General features: G+C 66.4%; 21 protein-coding genes and 1 tRNA gene. 8 read left to right on the forward strand and 14 right to left on the reverse strand.

Annotated elements, in window-relative coordinates:
* Positions 1 to 3: 3 nt before the first annotated feature.
* From CLU95_RS02660 to gmd, 3 genes are read left to right on the forward strand one after another with little or no spacing between them, the layout of a single operon-like run.
* Positions 4 to 783 carry a LuxR C-terminal-related transcriptional regulator gene (locus CLU95_RS02660; RefSeq protein ID WP_099797081.1) on the forward strand — a complete coding sequence of 260 codons (780 nt, stop codon included), beginning with the start codon at positions 4 to 6 and terminating at the stop codon, positions 781 to 783.
* Between the two features lie 58 nt (positions 784 to 841).
* Positions 842 to 2,329 (forward strand): mannose-1-phosphate guanylyltransferase/mannose-6-phosphate isomerase, encoded by a 1,488-nt coding sequence (locus CLU95_RS02665; protein WP_099790172.1) that lies wholly within the window; start codon positions 842 to 844, stop codon positions 2,327 to 2,329.
* 29 nt (positions 2,330 to 2,358) lie between these two features.
* Complete coding sequence (gmd, locus tag CLU95_RS02670; RefSeq protein ID WP_099790174.1) at positions 2,359 to 3,396, forward strand: GDP-mannose 4,6-dehydratase; 1,038 nt, start codon at positions 2,359 to 2,361, stop codon at positions 3,394 to 3,396.
* Positions 3,397 to 3,503: 107 nt separating this feature from the next.
* Here gmd and CLU95_RS02675 read toward each other — a convergent pair.
* From CLU95_RS02675 to uvrB, 10 genes are all read right to left on the reverse strand, one after another.
* Positions 3,504 to 3,578 (reverse strand) — tRNA-Val (locus CLU95_RS02675).
* A gap of 75 nt (positions 3,579 to 3,653) precedes the next feature.
* A complete protein-coding gene (gene dnaQ, locus CLU95_RS02680; protein WP_099790176.1) occupies positions 3,654 to 4,361 on the reverse strand; it encodes a DNA polymerase III subunit epsilon in 708 nt (235 codons plus the stop codon).
* The gene (gene fdx / locus CLU95_RS02685; RefSeq protein WP_099790179.1) at positions 4,361 to 4,699 is read right to left on the reverse strand and encodes an ISC system 2Fe-2S type ferredoxin; all 339 of its coding nucleotides are present in this window, start codon (positions 4,697 to 4,699) and stop codon (positions 4,361 to 4,363) included. The genes dnaQ and fdx overlap by 1 nt, the downstream gene beginning before the upstream one ends.
* A gap of 13 nt (positions 4,700 to 4,712) precedes the next feature.
* Positions 4,713 to 6,575 (reverse strand): Fe-S protein assembly chaperone HscA, encoded by a 1,863-nt coding sequence (gene hscA, locus CLU95_RS02690; RefSeq protein WP_099790181.1) that lies wholly within the window; start codon positions 6,573 to 6,575, stop codon positions 4,713 to 4,715.
* Positions 6,576 to 6,581: 6 nt separating this feature from the next.
* Positions 6,582 to 7,100, reverse strand: a complete 519-nt coding sequence (gene hscB / locus CLU95_RS02695) for a Fe-S protein assembly co-chaperone HscB (protein ID WP_099790183.1) — start codon at positions 7,098 to 7,100, stop codon at positions 6,582 to 6,584.
* A 90-nt stretch (positions 7,101 to 7,190) separates the two neighbouring features.
* On the reverse strand, positions 7,191 to 7,514 hold the full coding sequence (gene iscA, locus CLU95_RS02700; RefSeq protein ID WP_007828190.1) for an iron-sulfur cluster assembly protein IscA: 324 nt from the start codon (positions 7,512 to 7,514) through the stop codon (positions 7,191 to 7,193).
* A gap of 1 nt (position 7,515) precedes the next feature.
* Positions 7,516 to 7,938: a Fe-S cluster assembly scaffold IscU gene (gene iscU / locus CLU95_RS02705; protein WP_070061054.1), complete on the reverse strand. Its 423-nt coding sequence runs from the start codon at positions 7,936 to 7,938 to the stop codon at positions 7,516 to 7,518.
* Between the two features lie 50 nt (positions 7,939 to 7,988).
* Positions 7,989 to 9,209: an IscS subfamily cysteine desulfurase gene (locus CLU95_RS02710; protein ID WP_099790185.1), complete on the reverse strand. Its 1,221-nt coding sequence runs from the start codon at positions 9,207 to 9,209 to the stop codon at positions 7,989 to 7,991.
* 85 nt (positions 9,210 to 9,294) lie between these two features.
* A complete protein-coding gene (gene iscR / locus CLU95_RS02715; protein WP_056580055.1) occupies positions 9,295 to 9,831 on the reverse strand; it encodes a Fe-S cluster assembly transcriptional regulator IscR in 537 nt (178 codons plus the stop codon).
* 238 nt (positions 9,832 to 10,069) lie between these two features.
* Positions 10,070 to 12,187: an excinuclease ABC subunit UvrB gene (uvrB, locus tag CLU95_RS02720; RefSeq protein ID WP_099790187.1), complete on the reverse strand. Its 2,118-nt coding sequence runs from the start codon at positions 12,185 to 12,187 to the stop codon at positions 10,070 to 10,072.
* Positions 12,188 to 12,292: 105 nt separating this feature from the next.
* Between uvrB and CLU95_RS02725 the strand changes: the two genes are divergently transcribed.
* The 4 genes from CLU95_RS02725 (at position 12,293) to CLU95_RS02740 (ending at position 16,383) form a co-directional block, all read left to right on the forward strand.
* Positions 12,293 to 13,489 (forward strand): amino acid aminotransferase, encoded by a 1,197-nt coding sequence (locus CLU95_RS02725; protein ID WP_099790189.1) that lies wholly within the window; start codon positions 12,293 to 12,295, stop codon positions 13,487 to 13,489.
* Positions 13,490 to 13,644: 155 nt separating this feature from the next.
* A complete protein-coding gene (locus tag CLU95_RS02730) occupies positions 13,645 to 15,105 on the forward strand; it encodes a polyhydroxyalkanoate depolymerase (RefSeq protein ID WP_099790191.1) in 1,461 nt (486 codons plus the stop codon).
* A 19-nt stretch (positions 15,106 to 15,124) separates the two neighbouring features.
* A complete protein-coding gene (locus tag CLU95_RS02735) occupies positions 15,125 to 15,751 on the forward strand; it encodes an RnfABCDGE type electron transport complex subunit B (protein ID WP_099790193.1) in 627 nt (208 codons plus the stop codon).
* The gene (locus CLU95_RS02740) at positions 15,748 to 16,383 is read left to right on the forward strand and encodes a LysE family translocator (RefSeq protein WP_099790194.1); all 636 of its coding nucleotides are present in this window, start codon (positions 15,748 to 15,750) and stop codon (positions 16,381 to 16,383) included. Before CLU95_RS02735 ends, CLU95_RS02740 begins: the two co-directional genes overlap by 4 nt.
* Positions 16,384 to 16,395: 12 nt before the next feature.
* Here CLU95_RS02740 and yedA read toward each other — a convergent pair whose 3' ends face one another.
* Complete coding sequence (yedA, locus tag CLU95_RS02745) at positions 16,396 to 17,313, reverse strand: drug/metabolite exporter YedA (RefSeq protein WP_099790196.1); 918 nt, start codon at positions 17,311 to 17,313, stop codon at positions 16,396 to 16,398.
* Between the two features lie 116 nt (positions 17,314 to 17,429).
* Here yedA and CLU95_RS02750 point away from each other — a divergent pair, with 116 nt between their 5' ends.
* A complete protein-coding gene (locus tag CLU95_RS02750; RefSeq protein ID WP_099790197.1) occupies positions 17,430 to 17,927 on the forward strand; it encodes an Lrp/AsnC family transcriptional regulator in 498 nt (165 codons plus the stop codon).
* Here CLU95_RS02750 and CLU95_RS02755 read toward each other — a convergent pair.
* The 3 genes from CLU95_RS02755 to accC are packed head-to-tail and all read right to left on the reverse strand — an operon-like array spanning position 17,917 to position 21,484.
* Positions 17,917 to 18,402: a VOC family protein gene (locus CLU95_RS02755; protein ID WP_099790199.1), complete on the reverse strand. Its 486-nt coding sequence runs from the start codon at positions 18,400 to 18,402 to the stop codon at positions 17,917 to 17,919. The two genes, CLU95_RS02750 and CLU95_RS02755, sit on opposite strands and share 11 nt — an antisense overlap.
* A complete protein-coding gene (bioB, locus tag CLU95_RS02760) occupies positions 18,399 to 19,436 on the reverse strand; it encodes a biotin synthase BioB (protein WP_099790201.1) in 1,038 nt (345 codons plus the stop codon). Before bioB ends, CLU95_RS02755 begins: the two co-directional genes overlap by 4 nt.
* Positions 19,436 to 21,484: an acetyl-CoA carboxylase biotin carboxylase subunit gene (gene accC / locus CLU95_RS02765; RefSeq protein ID WP_099790203.1), complete on the reverse strand. Its 2,049-nt coding sequence runs from the start codon at positions 21,482 to 21,484 to the stop codon at positions 19,436 to 19,438. The genes bioB and accC overlap by 1 nt, the downstream gene beginning before the upstream one ends.
* Positions 21,485 to 21,495: the final 11 nt, after the last annotated feature.

Below are 21,495 nucleotides of genomic sequence, written 5' to 3' on the forward strand. Positions count from 1 at the left end.
CTCATGACTTCTGACGAACCCGTCTCCGCCGCGATGCCGCTGCGCCACCCGGGCACCTCCATCCCCGTGTGCGCACCCGCCGCCAGGCTGTGGCCGGACTTCCTGACGGGCCAGGAAAAATCGCCGGTGCGCGTGCTGCTCATCGACGACGACGAGTACATGCGCCGGGTGATCGCCCAGGAGCTGCTGTCGGACCTGCGCATCCAGCTCGAAGGCCAGGCCGACAGCATCCGCGAGGGGCGCAAGCTGCTGGCCACGCGCGCGTTCGATGTGCTGATGGTCGACCTGCGCCTGAGCGACGGCATGGGCTTCGAGCTGATCACCGAGGCGCGCCGCCACCATGGCAACGGCGAGATCATCGTGATCTCCGCGCTCGAGGACGACGCCCACGTGCTGCGCGCCTTCGAGCTGGGCGCCACGGGCTATCTGCTGAAGAACGCCTGGCTGCAAAGCTTTGCCGATGCGGTGCTGCACGTGGTGAACGGCGGCGCCGTCATCACGCCGCGGCTCGCGCGGCGCCTGCTGCACCGCCTGAACCACCAGCCCCGCGAGCAGCCGCAGCCCGCTGCCGATGCATCGGCGCCGCACGGGGCCACGCTGACGCCGCGCGAGAGCCAGGTCCTGCGCCACGTGGCGTCGGGCTGCGTCTCGGCGGAGATCGGCGCCAGGCTCGGCATCACCGGCCAGACGGTCAACGTGCACATCAAGAGCATCTACAAGAAGCTGCATGTGCATTCGCGCGCCCAGGCGGTGAACTTCGCCGTTCACACGGGCCTGATCTGAGCGGCACGCCTTCGACGCGATCCGAGTCACCCCCCACTGCACAAAAAGGCTGGCCCCCATGAACACCCCCACCATTCATCCCGTGGTCCTGTGCGGCGGCAGCGGCACGCGGCTGTGGCCGCTGTCGCGCAAGGCCTTTCCCAAGCAGTTCGCACCGCTGGTGGGCAACAAGAGCCTGCTGCACCTCACGCTCGAGCGGCTCGCGACGCTGAACAGGACGATCACCTGCGTCGCGTCGGAAGAGCATCGCTTCCTGGTGCGAGAAGCGATCGAGAACGCGCACACGCAGGGCCGCCAGATCCTCGAACCCGTGCCCCGCAACACGGCCGCCGCCATGGCCGCGGCGGCCCTGCTGGCCAACCCCGACGACCTGCTGCTGTTTGCGCCCGCCGACCACCACATTCCCGACGTGGCGCTGTTCGAGGCCACGATGCGCAGCGGCGTGGAAGCGGCCCTGGCAGGCAAGATCGTCACCTTCGGCGTGGCGCCCAGTTTTCCGAGCACGGCCTACGGGTACATCGAGGCGGCCGGGGCCACGGGCCATGGCGCCAGCCACGCCGTGGCGCGCTTCGTCGAGAAGCCGACGGCGGCGGTGGCGCAAGCGCTGATCCTGCAGGGCAACTACTGCTGGAACGCGGGCATCTTCCTGGTCCAGGCCCGCACGCTGGTCGCGGCCCTGCGCACGCATGCGCCCGACATCCTCGCCACCTGCGAACGCGCGACCGCCGCGGTGTCGGTCGACGGCAGCTTCGTGCGCCTGGACCCCGAGGCCTTCGAAGGCTGCCGCAGCGAGAGCATCGACTACGCCGTGCTCGAAAAGCACGCCGACGTCGCCGTGGTGCGCTTCGAGGGCACCTGGAGCGATGTGGGGAGCTGGAACGCGGTGGCGCAGCTGCACCCGGCCGACGAAGCGGGCAACCGCGTGAGCGGCGCAGGAAGCGTGCTGAATTCGCGCAACACCTTTGTCCACGCGCCGCATCGGCCGGTGGTGGCGCTCGGTACCGAAGACCTGATCATCGTGGACACACCCGACGCCGTGCTGGTCGCGGGCGCGGACTGCGCCGAACAGGTGGCCGAGGTGGTGCGCATGCTGGCACGCGAAGGCACGGTCGAAGCCACCGAGCACCGCCGTGTGGTGCGGCCCTGGGGCGCCTACGACAGCATCGACACGGGCGAGCGATTCCAGGTGAAGCACCTCACCGTCAAGCCCGGCGGCAAGCTGTCGCTGCAGATGCACCACCACCGCGCCGAGCACTGGATCGTCGTCAAGGGCACGGCCAAGGCCACGCGCGGCGGCGAAGTGCTGCTGGTGCGGGAGAACGAGTCGATCTACCTGCCCTCGGGCACCATCCACCGGCTGGAGAACCCCGGCAAGACCCTGCTCGAGGTGATCGAGGTGCAGACCGGCAGCTACCTCGGCGAGGACGACATCGTGCGCTTCGACGACACCTACGGCCGCTGCCCCGCGGCCGAGAAGCGCGAGGCGCTCGCCTTGCAATCGGCGGTGCCGCCTGCGGTCGAACGCGGCGTCGATGCACCGGCCTGAGCCGTCCTTTCATTTCACCCCACGAAGCCATGAAAAAACGTGCTGTCGTCACTGGCATTACCGGACAGGACGGGGCGTACCTGGCCGAGCTGCTGCTGGGCAAGGGCTATACCGTCTACGGGACCTTCCGCCGTACCAGTTCGGTGAACTTCTGGCGCATCGAGTCGCTCGGCATCCAGGACCACCCGGAGCTGCACCTCGTGGAGTACGACCTGACCGACCTGGGCAGTTCGCTCACGCTGATCCGGGATGCGGAGCCCGACGAGGTCTACAACCTGGCGGCGCAGAGCTTCGTGGGCGCGAGCTTCAACCAGCCCGAAGCCACCACGCACACCAACGGCCTGGGCGCTCTTCACCTGCTCGAAGCGATTCGCCTGACGAACCGCAAGATCAAGTACTACCAGGCCTCGACGTCGGAGATGTTCGGCAAAGTCCAGGCCATTCCGCAGAAGGAAGACACGCCCTTCTACCCGCGCAGCCCGTATGGCGTCTCCAAGCTCTTCGCCCACTGGATGACCATGAACTACCGGGAGAGCTACGGCATCTTCGGTTGCTGCGGCATCCTCTTCAATCACGAGAGCCCGCTGCGCGGCCGCGAATTCGTGACGCGCAAGGTCACCGACGCGGCGGCGAAGATCAGGCTCGGCAAGCTCGACGTGCTCACGCTGGGCAACCTGGACGCCCAGCGCGACTGGGGCTATGCGAAGGAATACGTCGACGGCATGTGGCGCATGCTGCAGGCCGACAAGCCGGACAACTACGTGCTTGCCACCCACCGCGCGGAAACCGTGCGGGAGTTCGTCGACATGGCGTTCCGGGCCGCGGGCTACGCGCTCCGGTTCGAAGGGATGGGGCAGGAGGAAGTCGCCATCGACCGCGAGACCGGCAGGGTCCTCGTGAAGATCGACCCGAAGTTCTATCGGCCTGCGGAAGTGGACCTGCTCATCGGCGATGCGTCCCACGCCCGGAGAACGCTGGGCTGGGAGCCCCGAACGACGCTGGAAGAGCTGTGCACGATGATGGTGGAGGCCGACCTGCGGCGCAACCGCGAAGGCCATTCCTTCTGAGCGCACCGGGGTGACTGGCCGTGCAGCAGGCCCGTCCTGAATTGCACTGGGATTGCACAGGACAAACGAAAACGGCACCCGAAGGTGCCGTCTGTCGTAGGTCTGAATGGTGGGCGGTGGAGGTTTCGAACCTCCGACCCCAGCAGTGTGAATGCTGTGCTCTACCCCTGAGCTAACCGCCCTGAGACACTGCTTTTGAGTTCAGCGTCTTGAACACGTATCGCGCTGTGCGAAGCCTCAGATTATGCCACAGCTTTTCAAGCGTTTTGGCGGAACACCGTTTTTCCACCGCTGGATTTGTCGAGTTGCGACAACACGGCCTCGTGCGCGCTGAGTTCATGCTCGGCCGCCGCGATCACCGGAAGCTCGAACTGGCTCAGGTCGATGGCCACGACCGCCGTGCCCTGCGCGGGCTCGTTCGAGGCCACGTCGATCAGCAGCGCATCTTGTCCGCGCGTGAGGTTGATATAGACGTCGGCAAGCAGCTGCGCGTCGAGCTTGGCGCCGTGGAAGGTGCGGTTCGAGCGGTCGACACCGAAGCGGTCGCACAGGGCGTCGAGCGAATTGCGCTTGCCCGGGTAGACCAGCTTGGCCATGGCCAGCGTGTCGGTCACTTCGCTCACGAAGGTCTTGAGCGGCGGCAGGCCGGCGCGCTCGAATTCCTTGTTGAGGAAGCCGACGTCGAAGGCCGCGTTGTGAATGATCAGTTCGGCGTCGCGCAGGTACTCGATGATGTCCTTGCCCAGCGTGGCGAACTTCGGTTTGTCGCGCAGGAAGTCGGTGGTCAGGCCGTGGACCTTGAGCGCGTCCTCGTGGCTTTCGCGCTCCGGGTTGAAGTAGATGTGCAGGTCGTTGCCGGTGAGCTTGCGCGCGAACAACTCCACGCAGCCCAGCTCGATGACGCGGTCGCCGTTCTCTGCAGACAGCCCGGTGGTTTCGGTATCAAGAACGATCTGACGTGACATCAGTGGTTTTCCTTGGCGTGGTTGATCGTGTACTTGGGAATCTCGATCGTCACATTCTCCTGCGCCAGGATGGTCTGGCAGCTCAGGCGCGACTGCGGCTCCAGGCCCCAGGCACGGTCGAGCAGGTCTTCTTCGCCCTCCTCGGCTTCGTTCAACGAATCGAGGCCCGCGCGCACGATCACGTGGCAGGTGGTGCAGGCGCAGCTCATCTCGCAGGCGTGCTCGATGTTGATGTCGTTGTCGAGCAGGGCCTCGCAGATCGAGGTGCCGGCGGGCGCGGTGATCTCGGCGCCTTGCGGGCAGTACTCGGGATGCGGGTAGATCTTGATCGTGGGCATGAAATTGTTCTGTCTACAGGGATTCGACCTTGCGGCCTGCGAGCGCGCGGGCAATGCCGGCGTTCATGCGCTGGGCGGCGAAGGCTTCGGTGTCGTTGGCCAGCGCCTTCGTGGCGGCTTCGATCACGGCGGCTTCGTTGCTGCTCTTGGCAACGTCGCGCAGCCGTGCCATCGAGGCGTCGATGGCGGCGCGTTCTTCGCTGCTCAGCAGGTCGCCGTCAGCATCGAGCGCGCTCTGCGTGGCCAGCAGCATGCGGTCGGCATCGACACGCGATTCGACCAGCGCACGGGCCTGCATGTCCTGCTGGGCAGTGGAGAAGCTCTCCTGCAGCATGGTCGCGATCTGGTCGTCCGACAGGCCGTACGAGGGCTTGACCGCCACGCTGGCCTCGACGCCGCTGCCCTGCTCCTTGGCGCTCACGCTCAGCAGGCCGTCGGCATCGACGGTGAAGGTCACGCGGATGCGCGCCGCGCCGGCCGCCATCGGCGGGATGCCGCGCAACGTGAAGCGCGCCAGGCTGCGGCAGTCGGACACGAGGTCGCGCTCACCCTGCACCACGTGCAGCGCCAGCGCGGTCTGGCCGTCCTGGTAGGTCGTGAAGTCCTGCGCCATCGCGGTCGGGATGGTCTGGTTGCGCGGCACGATGCGCTCGACCAGGCCACCCATGGTCTCGATGCCGAGCGACAGCGGGATCACATCGAGCAGCAGCAGTTCGCCCACGCCGTTGTTGCCGGCCAGCTGATTGGCCTGGATGGCGGCGCCAAGCGCCACGACCTCGTCGGGGTTCAGGTTGATCAGCGGCTCGCGGCCGAAATGCTCGGCCACTGCGCTGCGGATCTGCGGCATGCGCGTGGAGCCGCCGACGAGCACGATGCCCTGCAGGTCTTCGGGCTTGAGCTTCGCGTCGCGCAGCGCCTTGCGCACAGCTGCGAGGGTGCGGTCGGTCAGCGCCTGGGTGGCTGCGAAGAACTGCGCACGGGCCAGCGTGAACTCGACATCGCCGCCCGTCAACGCGGCACGGAAGGTGGTCGACTCGGCGTCGGTCAGCGCTTCTTTCGCCGCACGCGCGGCCACAAGCAGTGCCGCGCGGTCGTTGTCGTTGCCAGCCTGCCGATCGGTCTGCGCGAGCACGAAGTCGGCGATGGCGTGGTCATAGTCGTCGCCGCCGAGGGCCGAATCGCCACCCGTCGCAATCACTTCGAACACGCCTTGCGTGAGCCGCAGGATCGAGATGTCGAAGGTGCCGCCGCCCAGGTCGTAGACCGCGTAGACGCCTTCGCTCGCGTTGTCGAGCCCGTAGGCAATGGCTGCGGCAGTCGGCTCGCTGATCAGGCGCAGCACGTTCAGGCCCGCGAGCTGTGCCGCGTCCTTGGTCGCCTGACGCTGGCCTTCGTCGAAGTACGCCGGCACGGTGATGACGGCGCCGTAGAGCTCGTCGTCGAAGGTGTCTTCGGCGCGGTAGCGCAGCGTGGCCAGGATCTCGGCGCTGATCTCGACGGGCGACTTCTCGCCGGCCGAGGTCTGCACCTTGACCATGCCGCCGTCGTCACCGCCGATGCGGTACGACATGGCATCGCGGTTCGCGATGTCGGCCAGGCCGCGGCCCATGAGCCGCTTGACCGAGGTGATGGTGTTGGCGGGGTCCTGTGCGCGTGCGGCCACGGCATCGAAGCCGATCTGGCGGCGGTCGCCGTCGAGGTAACGCACAGCGGAGGGCAGCAGCACGCGGCCCTGGTCGTCGGGCAGGCATTCGGCCACGCCGTTGCGCACCGAGGCCACCAGCGAATGCGTGGTGCCGAGGTCGATGCCCACGGCGATGCGGCGCTGGTGCGGATCGGGCGCCTGGCCGGGTTCGGAAATCTGAAGAAGAGCCATAAGGGCTTATTGTCCCAACTGATCGAATTTGGTTTCGACGTCTTGTCCGAATCGCTCAATGAACATGAGGGCTCTCACCTGCTGAACGGCACCGGGGTAGTCGCCCTTCTCGTCGATCAGCCAGTCGAGCGACGAGAGTGCGCGGGCGCGCGTGCTTTCGACGTCCTCCTGCAGCACCTCGACGGCGGCGATGTCGCGGGCGTCATCGAGCGCTTCGCGCCACTCCATCTGCTGCATGAGAAAGGCACCCGGCATCGCCGTGTTGTTCTCGGCATTCAGCGGCGCGCCGTTGAGTTCGCAGAGATAGCTCGCGCGACGGATCGGGTCTTTCAGCCGCTGGTAGGCCTCATTGATGCGCACCGACCACTGCATGGCCACGCGCTGCGCCGCGGCGCCCTGCGCGGCAAAGCGGTCCGGGTGCACCTCGCGCTGCAGTTCCTTCCAGCGCGCGTCGAGCACGGCGCGGTCCTGCGCGAAGGTCGCCGGGACGGCGAACAGTTGGAAGTCGGTGTCGTTGAGGTTCATCAGACTGCCTGCCGGGCCGCGCTAAAGATCAAGAAAAAACCGCCAGCACATGACATGGTGGCGGCTGTGGTCGCAGTCAGCGACGACGCATCAGATGCGGAAACTTTCGCCGCAGCCGCAACGGTCGCGTTCGTTCGGGTTGATGAACTTGAAGCCCTCGTTCAGGCCTTCGCGCACGAAGTCGAGCTGCGTGCCGTCGATGTAGGCCAGGCTCTTCGGATCGACCAGCACCTTCACGCCGTGGTCTTCGAACACCACGTCTTCAGGCGTGAACTCGTCGACGTACTCAAGCTTGTAGGCCAGGCCCGAGCAGCCGGTGGTCTTCACGCCCAGCCGCACGCCCACGCCCTTGCCTCGTTTGCCGAGGTAGCGGGTGACGTGACGCGCAGCGGCTTCGGTCAGCGTGACGGCCATCTCAGTGAACAGCAGCTTCGGCGGTCGACTCGGTGGTCTTGGCGCCGTGCTTCGCCTTGTAGTCGCTCACGGCCGCCTTGATGGCGTCTTCCGCGAGGATCGAGCAGTGGATCTTGACCGGCGGCAGCGCCAGTTCTTCGGCGATTTGCGCGTTCTTGAGGGCCGCTGCTTCGTCGAGCGTCTTGCCCTTGACCCATTCGGTCACGAGCGACGAGGAAGCAATGGCCGAACCGCAGCCGTAGGTCTTGAAGCGCGCGTCTTCGATCACGCCGGTTTCGGGGTTGACCTTGATCTGCAGCTTCATCACGTCGCCGCAAGCCGGTGCGCCGACCATGCCGGTGCCTACCGAGTCGTCGCCCTTTTCGAAGGAGCCAACGTTGCGGGGGTTTTCGTAGTGGTCGATGACCTTGGAAGAATATGCCATGGTGTACCTCTCAAACTTTGTTCAATCGTGGAGCCGTGGGCTGGCCTGGGTCAGTGGGCCGACCACTGGATCGTGCTGATGTCGACGCCGTCCTTGAACATCTCCCACAGGGGGCTCAGCTCGCGCAGCTTGGCGACGTTGTGCTTGATGGTCGAGATGGCGTAGTCGATTTCTTCTTCGGTCGTGAAACGGCCGATGGTCATGCGCAGGCTGCTGTGGGCCAGCTCGTCGCTGCGGCCCAGGGCGCGCAGCACGTAGCTGGGCTCCAGGCTGGCCGAGGTGCAGGCCGAACCCGACGACACCGCCAGGCCCTTGATGCCCATGATCAGCGACTCGCCTTCGACGTAGTTGAAGCTCATGTTCAGGTTGTGCGGCACACGGCGCTCGAGGTCGCCGTTGATGAAGACCTGTTCGACATCCTTCAGGCCATCGAGCAGGCGCTTCTGCAGGCGGGCCGCATGGGCGATGTCGTCCTTCATCTCGAGCTTGGCGATGCGGAAGGCCTCGCCCATGCCGACGATCTGGTGCGTGGGCAAGGTGCCCGAGCGCATGCCGCGCTCATGGCCACCGCCGTGCATCTGCGCTTCGAGGCGGATGCGCGGCTTGCGACGCACGTACAGCGCGCCGATGCCCTTGGGGCCGTAGGTTTTGTGCGAGGCGAGGCTCATCAGGTCGATGGGCAGCTTCGTGATGTCGATCTCGACCTTGCCGGTGGCCTGGGCCGCATCGACGTGGAAGATCACGCCCTTTTCGCGGCAGACATTGCCCAGCGCGACCACGTCCTGGATCACACCGATTTCGTTGTTCACGAACAGCACGCTGGCCAGGATGGTGTCGGGGCGGATGGCCGCCTTGAACTTCTCGAGATCGACGAGACCGTTTTCCTCGACGTCGAGGTAGGTCACTTCGAAGCCCTGGCGCTCGAGTTCGCGCATGGTGTCGAGCACGGCCTTGTGCTCGGTCTTCAGGGTGATCAGGTGCTTGCCCTTGCCCTTGTAGAACTGGGCCGCGCCCTTGAGGGCCAGATTGATCGACTCGGTGGCGCCCGACGACCAGACGATTTCACGCGGGTCGGCGTTGATCAGGTCGGCGACCTGGCCGCGCGCCTTTTCAACCGCCTCTTCGGCTTCCCAACCCCAGGCGTGGCTGCGCGATGCCGGGTTGCCGAAGTGTTCGCGCAACCAGGGAATCATGGCGTCGACCACACGCGGGTCGGCCGGCGTGGTGGCGCCGTAATCGAGATAGATCGGAAAATGAGGAGTGACGTCCATGGCTGGCTCGGGCTGGCGTGGGGGTTGTGTTCTTGGATCTGGGTGGCTCGCGGCGGCGCCCGCAGGCACCACCGGAACCCGGGACTCAGGACTTGGCGAAAACGTTGCCGAGAGCGAAGACCGAATTCGGCGCATTCACGCGGATGGGCTTGACCACCGGCTGAGCCGAGATGGCGCGCTTGACGACCGGCTTGTTCTCGATCTGCACGCCCTTGGCGATCTGGTCGTCGACCAGCTTCTGCAGCGTGACGGAGTCGAGGAACTCGACCATGCGCTGGTTCAGCGAGGCCCAGAGTTCGTGCGTCATGCAGCGACCCTGCTCACCGAGGCAGTTTTCCTTGCCGCCGCACTGCGTGGCATCGATCGGCTCGTCGACGGACACGATGATGTCGGCGACGGTGATGTCTGCCGCTTTGCGTCCGAGGCTGTAGCCGCCGCCGGGGCCGCGGGTCGACTCGACCAGCTCGTGGCGACGCAGTTTGCCGAACAGCTGTTCAAGGTACGACAACGAAATCTGCTGCCGCTGGCTGATCGCAGCCAGCGTGACCGGACCGGTGTTCTGACGCAACGCCAGATCGATCATTGCTGTGACCGCAAAACGGCCTTTGGTAGTGAGACGCATCGCAAGCTCCTTCAAGTGCTTACCGTTGAAATGACACCACAGCCTTGGGCCGCGGTGACTTCGTCTCCGCCCTGCCCGACCCCGACGCTGGTGAACCAGCCGGTAGGAGTCGGTCCTTCATCGCGAAGTTCTTTGTTGTTGAGTATTTCGGTCAAGTATAGCAGATGCCCCTGAACTCTGCTCGGGTAAACCCCAGCGCAGTTCGCTTGAAGAAAGCGAACTTATGGCCTAGCCAAAATCAGGACGCCAACCCGGGGATGTTGTCGCCGCCCGACGCCCCGAACGCCTGCTCGCGCAACAGCGCCAGCTGGTCGCGCACCCGGGCCGCCTTCTCGAACTCGAGGTTGCGGGCATGCTCCAGCATCTGCTTCTCGAGGCGCTTGATTTCTCGCGCGATGTCTTTCTCGCTCATGTCCTCGACCTTGGCGCGTTCCAGGTCGAGCTTGGCCATTTCCTTGCCGGTCTTCTCGCTGTAAACGCCGTCGATCAGGTCGCGCACCTGCTTCACGATGCTGCGCGGCGTGATGCCGTTCGCCTCGTTGTGGGCAATCTGCCGCGTGCGGCGGCGCTCTGTTTCGCCGATGGCCTTCTTCATCGACTCGGTCATCCGGTCGGCATAAAGAATGGCCTTGCCGTTCAGGTTGCGCGCCGCCCGGCCGATGGTCTGGATCAGCGAGCGCTCGGCGCGCAAGAAACCTTCCTTGTCGGCGTCGAGGATCGCCACCAGCGACACCTCGGGAATGTCCAGCCCTTCGCGCAGCAGGTTGATGCCCACCAGCACGTCGAAGGCGCCCAGGCGCAGGTCGCGCAAGATTTCCACCCGCTCGACCGTGTCGATGTCGCTGTGCAGGTAGCGCACCTTCACGCCGTTGTCGCTCAGGTAGTCGGTGAGCTGCTCGGCCATGCGCTTGGTCAGCGTGGTGATCAGCACGCGCTCGTTCTTCTCGACGCGGATGCGGATCTCGCCCAGCACGTCGTCCACCTGGTGCGTGGCGGGACGCACCTCGACTTCGGGGTCGATCAGCCCGGTGGGCCGCACCAGCTGCTCGACGACGTTGCCGGCGTGGTCTTTCTCGTACTGCGCGGGCGTGGCCGACACGAAGATGCACTGGCGCACCCGCTTTTCGAACTCCTCGAGCTTGAGCGGCCGGTTGTCCAGCGCGCTCGGCAGGCGAAAACCGTACTCGACCAGCGTGACCTTGCGCGCCCGGTCGCCGTTGTACATGGCGCTGAGCTGGCCCATCATCTGGTGGCTCTCGTCGAGGAACATCAACGAATCCTTCGGCATGTAGTCGGTGAGCGTCGCCGGCGGGTCGCCGGGCTCCGCGCCCGAGAGGTGCCGCGTGTAGTTCTCGATGCCCTTGCAGTGGCCGATTTCGGCCAGCATTTCGAGGTCGAAGCGCGTGCGCTGCTCCAGCCGCTGCGCCTCGACCAGCTTGCCCGAGCCGGTCAGCTCCTTGAGCCGGCCGGCCAGCTCGATCTTGATGGTTTCGACTGCCGCCAGCACCTTGTCGCGCGGCGTCACGTAGTGGCTCGACGGGTACACCGTGAAGCGCGGCACCTTCTGGCGGATGCGCCCGGTCAGCGGGTCGAACAGCTGCAGCGACTCGATCTCGTCGTCGAACAGCTCGAAACGGATCGCCAGCTCGCTGTGCTCCGCCGGAAACACGTCGATCGTGTCGCCGCGCACGCGGAACGTGCCCCGCGCAAAGTCCTGTTCGTTGCGCGTGTACTGCATGCGAATGAGCCGCGAGATCAGGTCGCGCTGGCCGACCTTGTCGCCGACGCGGGCAATCAGCCGCATCTCCATGTAGTCCTCGGGCGTGCCGATGCCGTAGATGGCGCTCACCGTGGCCACGATGACCGTGTCACGCCGCTCCAGCACGCTCTTGGTGGCCGACAGGCGCATCTGCTCGATGTGCTCGTTGATCGACGAGTCCTTCTCGATGAACAGGTCGCGCTGCGGCACGTAGGCCTCGGGCTGGTAGTAGTCGTAGTAGCTCACGAAGTACTCGACGGCGTTCTTCGGAAAGAACTCGCGGAACTCGCTGTAGAGCTGCGCCGCCAGCGTCTTGTTGGGCGCGAACACGATGGCCGGGCGGCCCAGCCGGGCGATCACGTTGGCCATGGTGAAGGTCTTGCCCGAGCCCGTGACGCCCAGCAGTGTCTGGTACACCTCGCCGTCGAGCACGCCGGCCACGAGCCCCTCGATCGCCTTGGGCTGGTCGCCTGCCGGCGGATAGGGCTGGAACAGCTCGAACGGCGAGTCGGGATAGCGGATGAATTCGCCCTGTTTCGCCGGCCCGATCGGGTCGACTTTCTTCAGGTCTGCTATGGCTTCGGTGTTCTCTGGCATGGCTGTTCCCGACAGGTGGCGTGGCGCCGGTAAAATTCAAGGCAACCGGAAAGGATAAAGCCTCCTCCGGTTGCCAGCGAAGCTTTCATCCCAAAGGACCTTTCCATGTCTATGTTCACCGCGGTCGAAATGGCGCCGCGCGACCCGATCCTCGGCCTCAACGAGCAATTTGCAGCCGACACCAACCCCCTCAAGGTCAATCTCGGCGTCGGCGTGTATTACGACGACAACGGCAAGCTGCCCCTGCTCCAGTGCGTGCAGGCCGCAGAGCAGAACATGATGAAGGCCCCCTCGGCCCGCGGCTACCTGCCGATCGACGGCATCGTGGCCTACGACAACGCCGTCAAGGGCCTGGTCTTCGGCACCGACAGCGAACCCGTCACCTCGGGCCGCGTGGCCACCATCCAGGCCATCGGCGGCACCGGCGGCCTGAAGGTCGGCGCCGACTTCCTCAAGAAGCTCAACCCCAACGCCACCGTGCTGATCAGCGACCCGAGCTGGGAAAACCACCGCGCGCTGTTCACCAACGCCGGCTTCACGGTCGAGAGCTACCCCTACTACGACGCCGCCCAGCGCGGCATCAACTTCGACGGCATGCTGGCCGCCCTGAACGCGGCACCGGCCGGCACCATCGTCGTGCTGCACGCCTGCTGCCACAACCCGACCGGCTACGACATCACCCCCGAGCAGTGGGACCTGGTCGTTGCCGCCGTGAAGGCCAAGGGCCTCGTGCCCTTCCTCGACATGGCCTACCAGGGCTTCGGCTACGGCCTGAAGGAAGACGGCGCGGCGGTTGCCAAGTTCGTCGATGCCGGCCTGACCTTCTTCGTCTCGACCTCGTTCTCCAAGAGCTTCAGCCTGTACGGCGAGCGCGTCGGCGCCCTGTCGGTGCTGTGCGAGAGCAAGGAAGAAGCCGGCCGCGTGCTGTCGCAACTCAAGATCGCCATCCGCACCAACTACAGCAACCCGCCGATCCACGGCGGCGCCGTGGTGGCCGCGGTGCTCGGCACCCCCGAGCTGCGCGCCCTGTGGGAAAAAGAGCTGGGTGAGATGCGCGTGCGCATCAAGGCCATGCGCCAGAAGCTGGTCGACGGCCTGAAGGCTGCCGGCGTGAAGGAAGACATGAGCTTCATCACCACCCAGATCGGCATGTTCAGCTACTCGGGCCTTTCCAAGGACCAGATGGTGCGCCTGCGCAACGAGTTCGGCGTGTACGGCACCGACACCGGTCGCATGTGCGTCGCCGCGCTCAACAGCAAGAACATCGGCTACGTCTGCGCGTCGATTGCGAAGGTCATCTAGGTGACAACCGGGTGTGAGTGAATCGACTTTTTGACGATTCGTTCACATTCGCCCACAGAAGGCGAATCCAGCCCGCTCCGGGCTAGGGTTCGGCCCCCTGCGCCGCGGTGAATGCACTGATATATTGCACTGCAACATCCACTCAAAGACCCGCGATGCTCTATCAACTCTACGAAGCCCAGCGTTCCCTGATGGAGCCCTTCTCGGACTTCGCCCAGGCCGCTTCCAAGCTCTACGGCCCCGGCGCCGTCTGGAGCCAACTGCCGATGGCACAGCGCATGGCCGCCGGCTATGACCTGATGTACCGGCTGGGCAAGGACTACGAGAAGCCCGAGTTCAACATCAAGTCCGTCAAGGTCGAGGGTGAAGACGTCGTCATCCAGGAGGCCGTCGAGCTCGACAAGCCCTTCTGCGAACTGCGCCGCTTCAAGCGCTTCACCGACGAACCGCACATCCTCAAGACGCTCAAGAGCCAGCCCGTAGTGCTGATCGTGGCGCCGCTGTCGGGCCACTACGCCACGCTGCTGCGCGACACCGTGCGCACCATGCTGCAGGACCACAAGGTCTACATCACCGACTGGAAGAACGCGCGCCTGGTGCCGCTGTCCGACGGTGAGTTCCACCTCGACGACTACATCAACTACGTGCAGGAGTTCATCCGCCGCCTGCAGGCCGAGTACGGCAACTGCCACGTGGTGAGCGTGTGCCAGCCCACCGTGCCCGTGCTCGCAGCCGTGTCGCTCATGGCCAGCCGCGGCGAGGCGCTGCCCCTCACGATGACCATGATGGGCGGCCCGATCGACGCGCGCAAATCGCCCACGTCGGTCAACAACCTCGCGACCAACAAGAGCTTCGAGTGGTTCGAGAACAACGTGATCTACCGCGTGCCGCAAGGCTTCCCGGGCGCGGGCCGCAAGGTCTACCCGGGCTTCCTGCAGCACACGGGCTTCGTGGCCATGAACCCCGACCGCCACGCCAGCAGCCACTACGACTACTTCAAGGACCTGATCAAGGGTGACGACGCCAGCGCCGAAGCCCACCGCAAGTTCTACGACGAGTACAACGCCGTGCTCGACATGGACGCGGACTACTACCTCGAGACCATCCGCACCGTGTTCCAGGACTTCGACCTGGTCAACGGCACCTGGGACGTGAAGAACCCCGCCGGCCAGGTGGAGCGCGTGCGTCCGCAGGACATCCACGCCACCGCCCTGCTCACCGTCGAAGGCGAACTCGACGACATCTCCGGCTCGGGCCAGACCGAGGCCGCGCACAGCCTGTGCACCGGCATCGCCGACGGCAAGCGCGAGCACTACGAGGTCAAGGGCGCGGGCCACTACGGCATCTTCAGCGGCCGCCGCTGGCGCGATCTGGTCTACCCGAAGGTGCGCAACTTCATCGCCGCCAGCGACGAGCCCCAGCGCCGCGCCGGTGCCCGCGAGGAGCTGCCGGCCGAAGACCGCATCAAGCCGGGCCAGAAGCTGAAGGTCGTGGCAACCGCCGCGGCCCGCAAGACGCCGGTCGCCGCCAAGAAGGCGGTCGCCGTGAAGGCCGCGCCGGCTGCCACGAAGGCGCCGGCCGCAAAGAAGAAGCCCCGCGCCAGCGCCACGCGCTGAGTCGCGCGCATCACCCACCGTGAACGGGCTGGCCGCACGCATCAACGACGCACTGCCTCAAACGCAGTGCACACGGTGCGGCTACCCCGATTGCGCGGGTTATGCGCAGGCCATCGCCGACGGCGAGGCCGACATCAACCAGTGCCCGCCGGGCGGCGCCGAAGGCATCGAGCGCCTCGCGCTGCTCACGGGCCGCCCCGCACAACCGCTCGATCCGCAGTTCGGCACCGAAGGACCGCGCGCCATGGCGGTCATCGACGAGGCCTGGTGCATCGGCTGCACGCTCTGCCTCGACGCCTGCCCGACCGACGCGATCATCGGCATCAACAAGCGCATGCACACGGTGATCGAGGCGCATTGCACGGGCTGCGAGCTGTGCATTCCGGTCTGCCCGGTCGATTGCATTTCGCTCGAGGTTGAAACCCCCGGCCGCAGCGGCTGGCAGGCGTGGTCGCAGGCACAGGCCGAGGCCGCACTGCAGCGCTACAAGCTGCACGCCCAACATCGCGAGACCGCGAAGCGCGAGGCCGAGCCGGCACCCGCCGCCACTGAGCCGCAAGCCGCCGACACGCGCAAGCGCTCCATCGTCGAAGCCGCGCTGGCACGGGCCCGCGCCGCCGCTGAACAACGCGCCACGAAATCATGACCCTCGACACCCTGCTGATCTATGCCGTCGCCTCGCTCGCCCTGGCGGTGATTCCCGGCCCGACCATGCTGCTGGCGCTGTCCAACGGCATCGACGGCGGCATGCGACGCGCCAGTTGGGGCATCGCGGGCGCGTCGCTCGGCAGCGTCTCGCTCATCGCGGTCGTGGCGCTCGGGCTGGGCTCGCTGCTCGCGGCCTCGGAATGGCTCTTCAACGCGATCCGCGTCGCGGGCGTGGCCTACCTGGTGTGGCTCGGCATCAAGCTGTGGCGCAGTGAGGCGACCGACTTGGGCACCGCACTGGCCAAGTCGGCCATCGAGGTCCGGCCACACGGCCGCATCGCGCTCGTGCGCAGCCTGATGGTGGCGCTGTCGAATCCGAAGACGGTGCTGTTCTTCGCCGCCTTCCTGCCCCAGTTCATCGACACCGCCAAGCCCCAGGGCATGCAGTACCTGGTGCTGGGCTCGATCTTCGTCGTGCTCGACACCTGCGTGATGCTGGCCTATGCCGGCGCCGGCACGCAGGCCGTGCGCTGGCTCTCGCGCCGCGGCCTCAAGGTGCTCAACCGCAGCTGCGCCGTCGGCATGTGGCTGCTCGCGGCCACTCTCGCCTTCTGGCGCCGCCCGGCCTGAGCCTCGTCGAACTCAGCCCTTCTGCGGGCGCTTGAAGAGCAACAGCAGCACGCCCGCCAGCACCACGCCCACGGCGTACCACTCGAAGCGCGTGACCGTCTCATGGGCGATCCACACGCCCAGCAGCATTGCGATCACCGGGTTGACGAAGGTGTAGCTCGCCGCCAGCCCGGCCGGCGCCTGCGCGAGCAGCACCATGTAGGCGTTGAACGCAATCAGCGAGCCGAACACCACGAGGTAGACCCACGCGCCCAGCGCCACCGGCTGCGGCGGCCAGCTCATCGTTTCGCCCGACACCGCGGCCAGCACCATCAGCACCACGCCGCCGCACAGCATCTCGCTCGCGAAGCCCATCGCACCGGGCGCCAGCGGCAGGCTGCGCTGGCTCAGCACGCTGCCGAGCGACCAGCACATGCAGGCCACGCAGATCGCGATCAGCCCCTCGGGCGAGGCCTTGAAGCCGCTGCCCTGCGTGAGCATCAGCACGCCGGCCAGCCCGAGCGCAATGCCGGCCGCTTCGAGCCGCGCGGGCTTCACGCCCCAGATCAGGTTCAGCAGCGCGATGAGCAACGGAATGACGGCGATGAACGCCACCACCAGCCCCGAGCCGATCGACACCTCGGCCAGGGCCGTGCCGCCCATGCCGCCGCCGAGCATCAGCGCGCCGACGACCAGCGCATTGCGCCATTGCAGGCGCGTCGGCCAGGGCGTGCCGCGCCAGCGCATCCACGCGGCCAGCAGCACGCCCGCGACCAGGAAGCGCGAGCCCATCTGCAGGAACGGCGGAAAGCTGATCAGCGCGTACTTGATGGCCAGGTAGGTCGAGCCCCAGACCACCCAGGTGGCGGCGAGGCAGAGCCACAGCAGCGGCGTCAGCCGGGGGCGCGAAGCAGCAGGCGCGGCCTGCGCAGTTGGTGCGAGTGTCGACATGGCGAGGGTGTCTCTTCTTGGTATGTGGTGGCTGTCATGGTATGAAAGCGACCGGCCGGCAGCCATGCGAATTTCATGGTTCTGCTCGCACCGCACCGTCGAATTAAAGGACTTCCATGGACTTCACCTTGACCCCCACGCTGGACGCCCACGACACCCGCATCCTGGCCGAACTGCAGGCCGACGCGCGCCTCAGCATGGCCGAGCTGGGGCGCCGGGTGCACCTGAGCCAGCCGGCCGTGACCGAGCGCGTGAAAAAGCTGGAAGCCGCCGGCGTCATCACCGGCTACCGAGCGACCGTGAACCTCACGCGGCTGGGCTACGGCATCCGCGGAATCATCCGCGTCGGGCGCGCCGACTACGACCTCGTGGTGAGGCTGGTGCAGGAAACGCCCGAATGCGTCAACGCCTACAACGTGACCGGCGAGGACAGCTGGATCCTCGAGATCGCGGTGATCGACGTGCCGCACCTCGATGCCGTGCTCGCCAAGTTCTGCATCCTGACCGAGACCGCGACCTCGATCATCCTGAACCCGGCGCGCGAGCACCAGCCGATGCTGCCGCCGCAACGCGCCGACGTGAAGCCGCCGGTGCGCAAAGCGCTCAGCGCGTAGCGGCGAGCGCTTTGAAGGCCGTCACCACCTCGGGCGGCGCCTGCACCATCTCGACCAGCACGCCCTCGCCCGAAATCGGGAACTCGTCGTTGGCCTTGGGGTGCAAAAAGCAGATGTCGAAACCGGCCGCGCCCTTGCGGATGCCGCCCGGCGCAAAGCGCACGCCCTGCGCCGTGAGCCATTCGACGGCCTTGGGCAGATCGTCGATCCACAGGCCGACGTGGTTCAGCGGCGTGGTGTGCACTGCCGGCTTCTTTTCTGGGTCGAGCGGCTGCATCAGGTCGACCTCGACCTTGAACGGGCCGCTGCCCATCGAACAGATGTCTTCGTCGACGTTCTCGCGCTCGCTGCGGAAGGTGCCCGTCACCTCGAGCCCCAGCATGTCGACCCACAGCTTCTGCAGCCGCAGCTTGTCGGGGCCGCCGATGGCGATCTGCTGGATGCCCAGTACCTTGAAGGGACGCGGCGTGGTCATGCGCAGCCGCCTGCTTCTGCTTGTTCCTGCGTGCGGTGCGAGCGCAGGCCGAGCTTGCGCAGCAGCTGCACGTCAGCATCCGCGTCGGGGTTGCCGGTGACCAGCAGCTTGTCGCCGTAGAAGATCGAGTTGGCGCCGGCCATGAAGCACAGGGCCTGCACCGCCTCGCCCATCTGCTGGCGGCCGGCCGACAGGCGCACGCGCGCGGTCGGCATGGTGATGCGCGCCACGGCGATCATGCGCACGAAGTCGAAGGGATCGACCGGTTCCGAGTCGGCCAGCGGCGTGCCGGGCACGCGCACCAGGCTGTTGATCGGCACCGACTCGGGGTACGGGTTCATGTTCGCGAGCTGCGCGATCAGCCCGGCGCGGTGCACCGGCTGCTCGCCCATGCCCACGATGCCGCCGCAGCACACGCTGATGCCGGCGCTGCGCACGGCCGCCAGCGTGTCCAGGCGGTCCTGGTAGGTGCGCGTGTCGACCACGTCGGTGTAGTACTCGGGCGCGGTGTCCAGGTTGTGGTTGTAGTAGTCCAGGCCCGCGGCCTTGAGCTGCTGCGCGTGGTGCGGCTCCAGCATGCCCAGCGTGGCGCAGGTCTGCAGGCCCAGGCCCTTCACGGCCTCGACCAGCACCGCCACCTTCTCGACGTCGCGGTCCTTGGGCGCGCGCCAGGCGGCGCCCATGCAGAAGCGCGTGGCGCCGGCGTCCTTGGCGGCCTGCGCGGCGCGCACCACCTCGTCGACCTCCATGAGTTTTTGCGCCTTCACGCCGGTGTCGAACTCGGCCGACTGCGGGCAGTAACCGCAGTTCTCGGGGCAGCCGCCGGTCTTCACCGACAGCAGCGTGGCCAGCTCGATGTCCCCTTCGGGGAAATGCCGGCGGTGCACAGTCTGCGCCTCGAACAGCAGTTCCATGAAGGGTTTGTCGAGCAGCGCCTGGATCGCCTCGACGGACCAGGGGCCCTGGGGCGTCGCCACGGCCTTGGCCGGTCGGTGCAGCGTGATTGCTGCCTGTTGCAGGTCGTTGGCACCCATCAGTTGAACTCCAGAATGATTTGGTCGACGGCGAGCGATTCGCCCTTGGCCGCCGAGATCTTGCCCACCACGCCATCCTGCGCGGCGAACAGCACGTTTTCCATTTTCATGGCCTCGATCACGGCCAGCTTCTCGCCGGCCTGGACCTGCTGCCCCGGCTGCACCGACACCTCGACCAGCAGGCCGGGCATCGGCGACATCAGGAACTTGCTGAGGTCGGGCGGTGCCTTGTAGGGCATCAGCTCGAGCAGGCGCGCACCCAGCGGCGACAGCACCATGGTCTCGATCTGCGTGCCGTCATGCGACACGCGCAGCGCCAGCGGGTTCTTGCCCGCGCCGCGCTCCACCTGCGCCGTGAACGGCTTGCCGTTGGCCGTGCCCTGCACGCGCGCCGCGCCCAGCGCAAAAGCGCTGTCGATCTGGTAGCGCTTGTCGCCCACCGTGACGACGCTGGCGCCGGTCTTGTCCTGGAAGTCGCTCACCGACACCGCGTGCTGCACGTGCTTGCCCTCGGGGCCCAGCTCGACCACCACGAACTTCTCGCCCACCTTCACGCCATGGCCCGCGAGTTGCCCGGTGATGCCCGAGGCGCGCGCGCGGTAGCGGCGGTTGACGAAGGCGGCCAGCGCCACCAGGAACGACGGATCGGCGTGCGGCACGTCTTCCGCATGGAAGCCCTTGCCGTAGTGCTCGGCGATGAAGCCGGTGTTGAAATCGCCCGCCACGAACTTCGGGTGCGCCAGCAGCGCGGCCTGGAACGGGATGTTGCTGCTGATGCCGCGGATCACGAAACCGTTGAGCGCCTCGCGCATGAGCGCGATGGCCTCGGTGCGGTCCTTGCCGTGCACGATGAGCTTGGCGATCATCGAGTCGTAGTACATCGGGATCTCGCCGCCGTCGTACACGCCCGTGTCCACGCGCACGCCGTGCAGGTGGCCGGTGTCGCTCGCGAACATGCTCTCGGCCGGCGGCTGGAACTTCACCAGGCGGCCCGTCGACGGCAGGAAGTTGCGGAACGGGTCTTCGGCGTTGATGCGGCACTCGATGGCCCATCCGTCGCGCTTCACGTCGGCCTGCGCCAGCGGCAGCTTCTCGCCGGCCGCCACGCGGATCATCAGCTCGACCAGGTCCAGGCCGGTGATGCACTCCGTCACCGGGTGCTCCACCTGCAGGCGCGTGTTCATCTCCAGGAAGTAGAAGCTCTGGTCCTTGCCGACCACGAACTCCACCGTGCCCGCGCTCTGGTACTTCACGGCCTTGGCCAGCTGCACCGCCTGCTCGCCCATCGCCTTGCGCGTGGCGTCGGTGATGAAGGGCGACGGCGCCTCCTCGATCACCTTCTGGTGGCGGCGCTGGATGGAGCACTCGCGCTCGTTCAGATAGATCACGTTGCCGTGCGAATCGCCCAGCACCTGGATCTCGATGTGGCGCGGCTCCTCGACGAACTTCTCGATGAACACGCGGTCGTCGCCGAAAGAGTTGCGCGCTTCGTTGCGGCACGAGGTGAAGCCCTCGAAGGCTTCCTTGTCGTTGAAGGCCACGCGCAGGCCCTTGCCGCCGCCGCCGGCCGAGGCCTTGATCATCACGGGGTAGCCGATGTCCTTCGCGATCTCTACGGCGCGCTCGGCCGTCTCGATGGCGTCGTTCCAGCCCGGAATGGTGTTGACCTGGGCTTCGTTCGCCAGCTTCTTCGAGGCGATCTTGTCGCCCATGGCCGCGATCGAATAGTGCTTCGGGCCAATGAAGGCAATGCCCTCTTCCTCGACCTTGCGCGCAAAGGCTTCGTTCTCCGACAGGAAGCCGTAGCCCGGGTGCACGGCCTCGGCGCCCGTCTGCTTGCAGGCCGCGATGATGCGGTCGGCCTGCAGATAGCTCTCACGGCTGGGTGCGGCACCGATGTGCACGGCCTCGTCGGCCAGTTCGACGTGGCGGGCTTCCTTGTCGGCGTCGGAGTAGACGGCGACGGTGAGGATACCCATCTTCTTCGCAGTCTGGATGACGCGGCAGGCGATTTCGCCACGGTTGGCGATCAGGATTTTCTTGAACATTTTCTTCTTCT

The sequence above is a fragment of the Variovorax sp. 54 genome (genome assembly GCF_002754375.1).
Taxonomy (GTDB): Bacteria; Pseudomonadota; Gammaproteobacteria; order Burkholderiales; family Burkholderiaceae_C; genus Variovorax.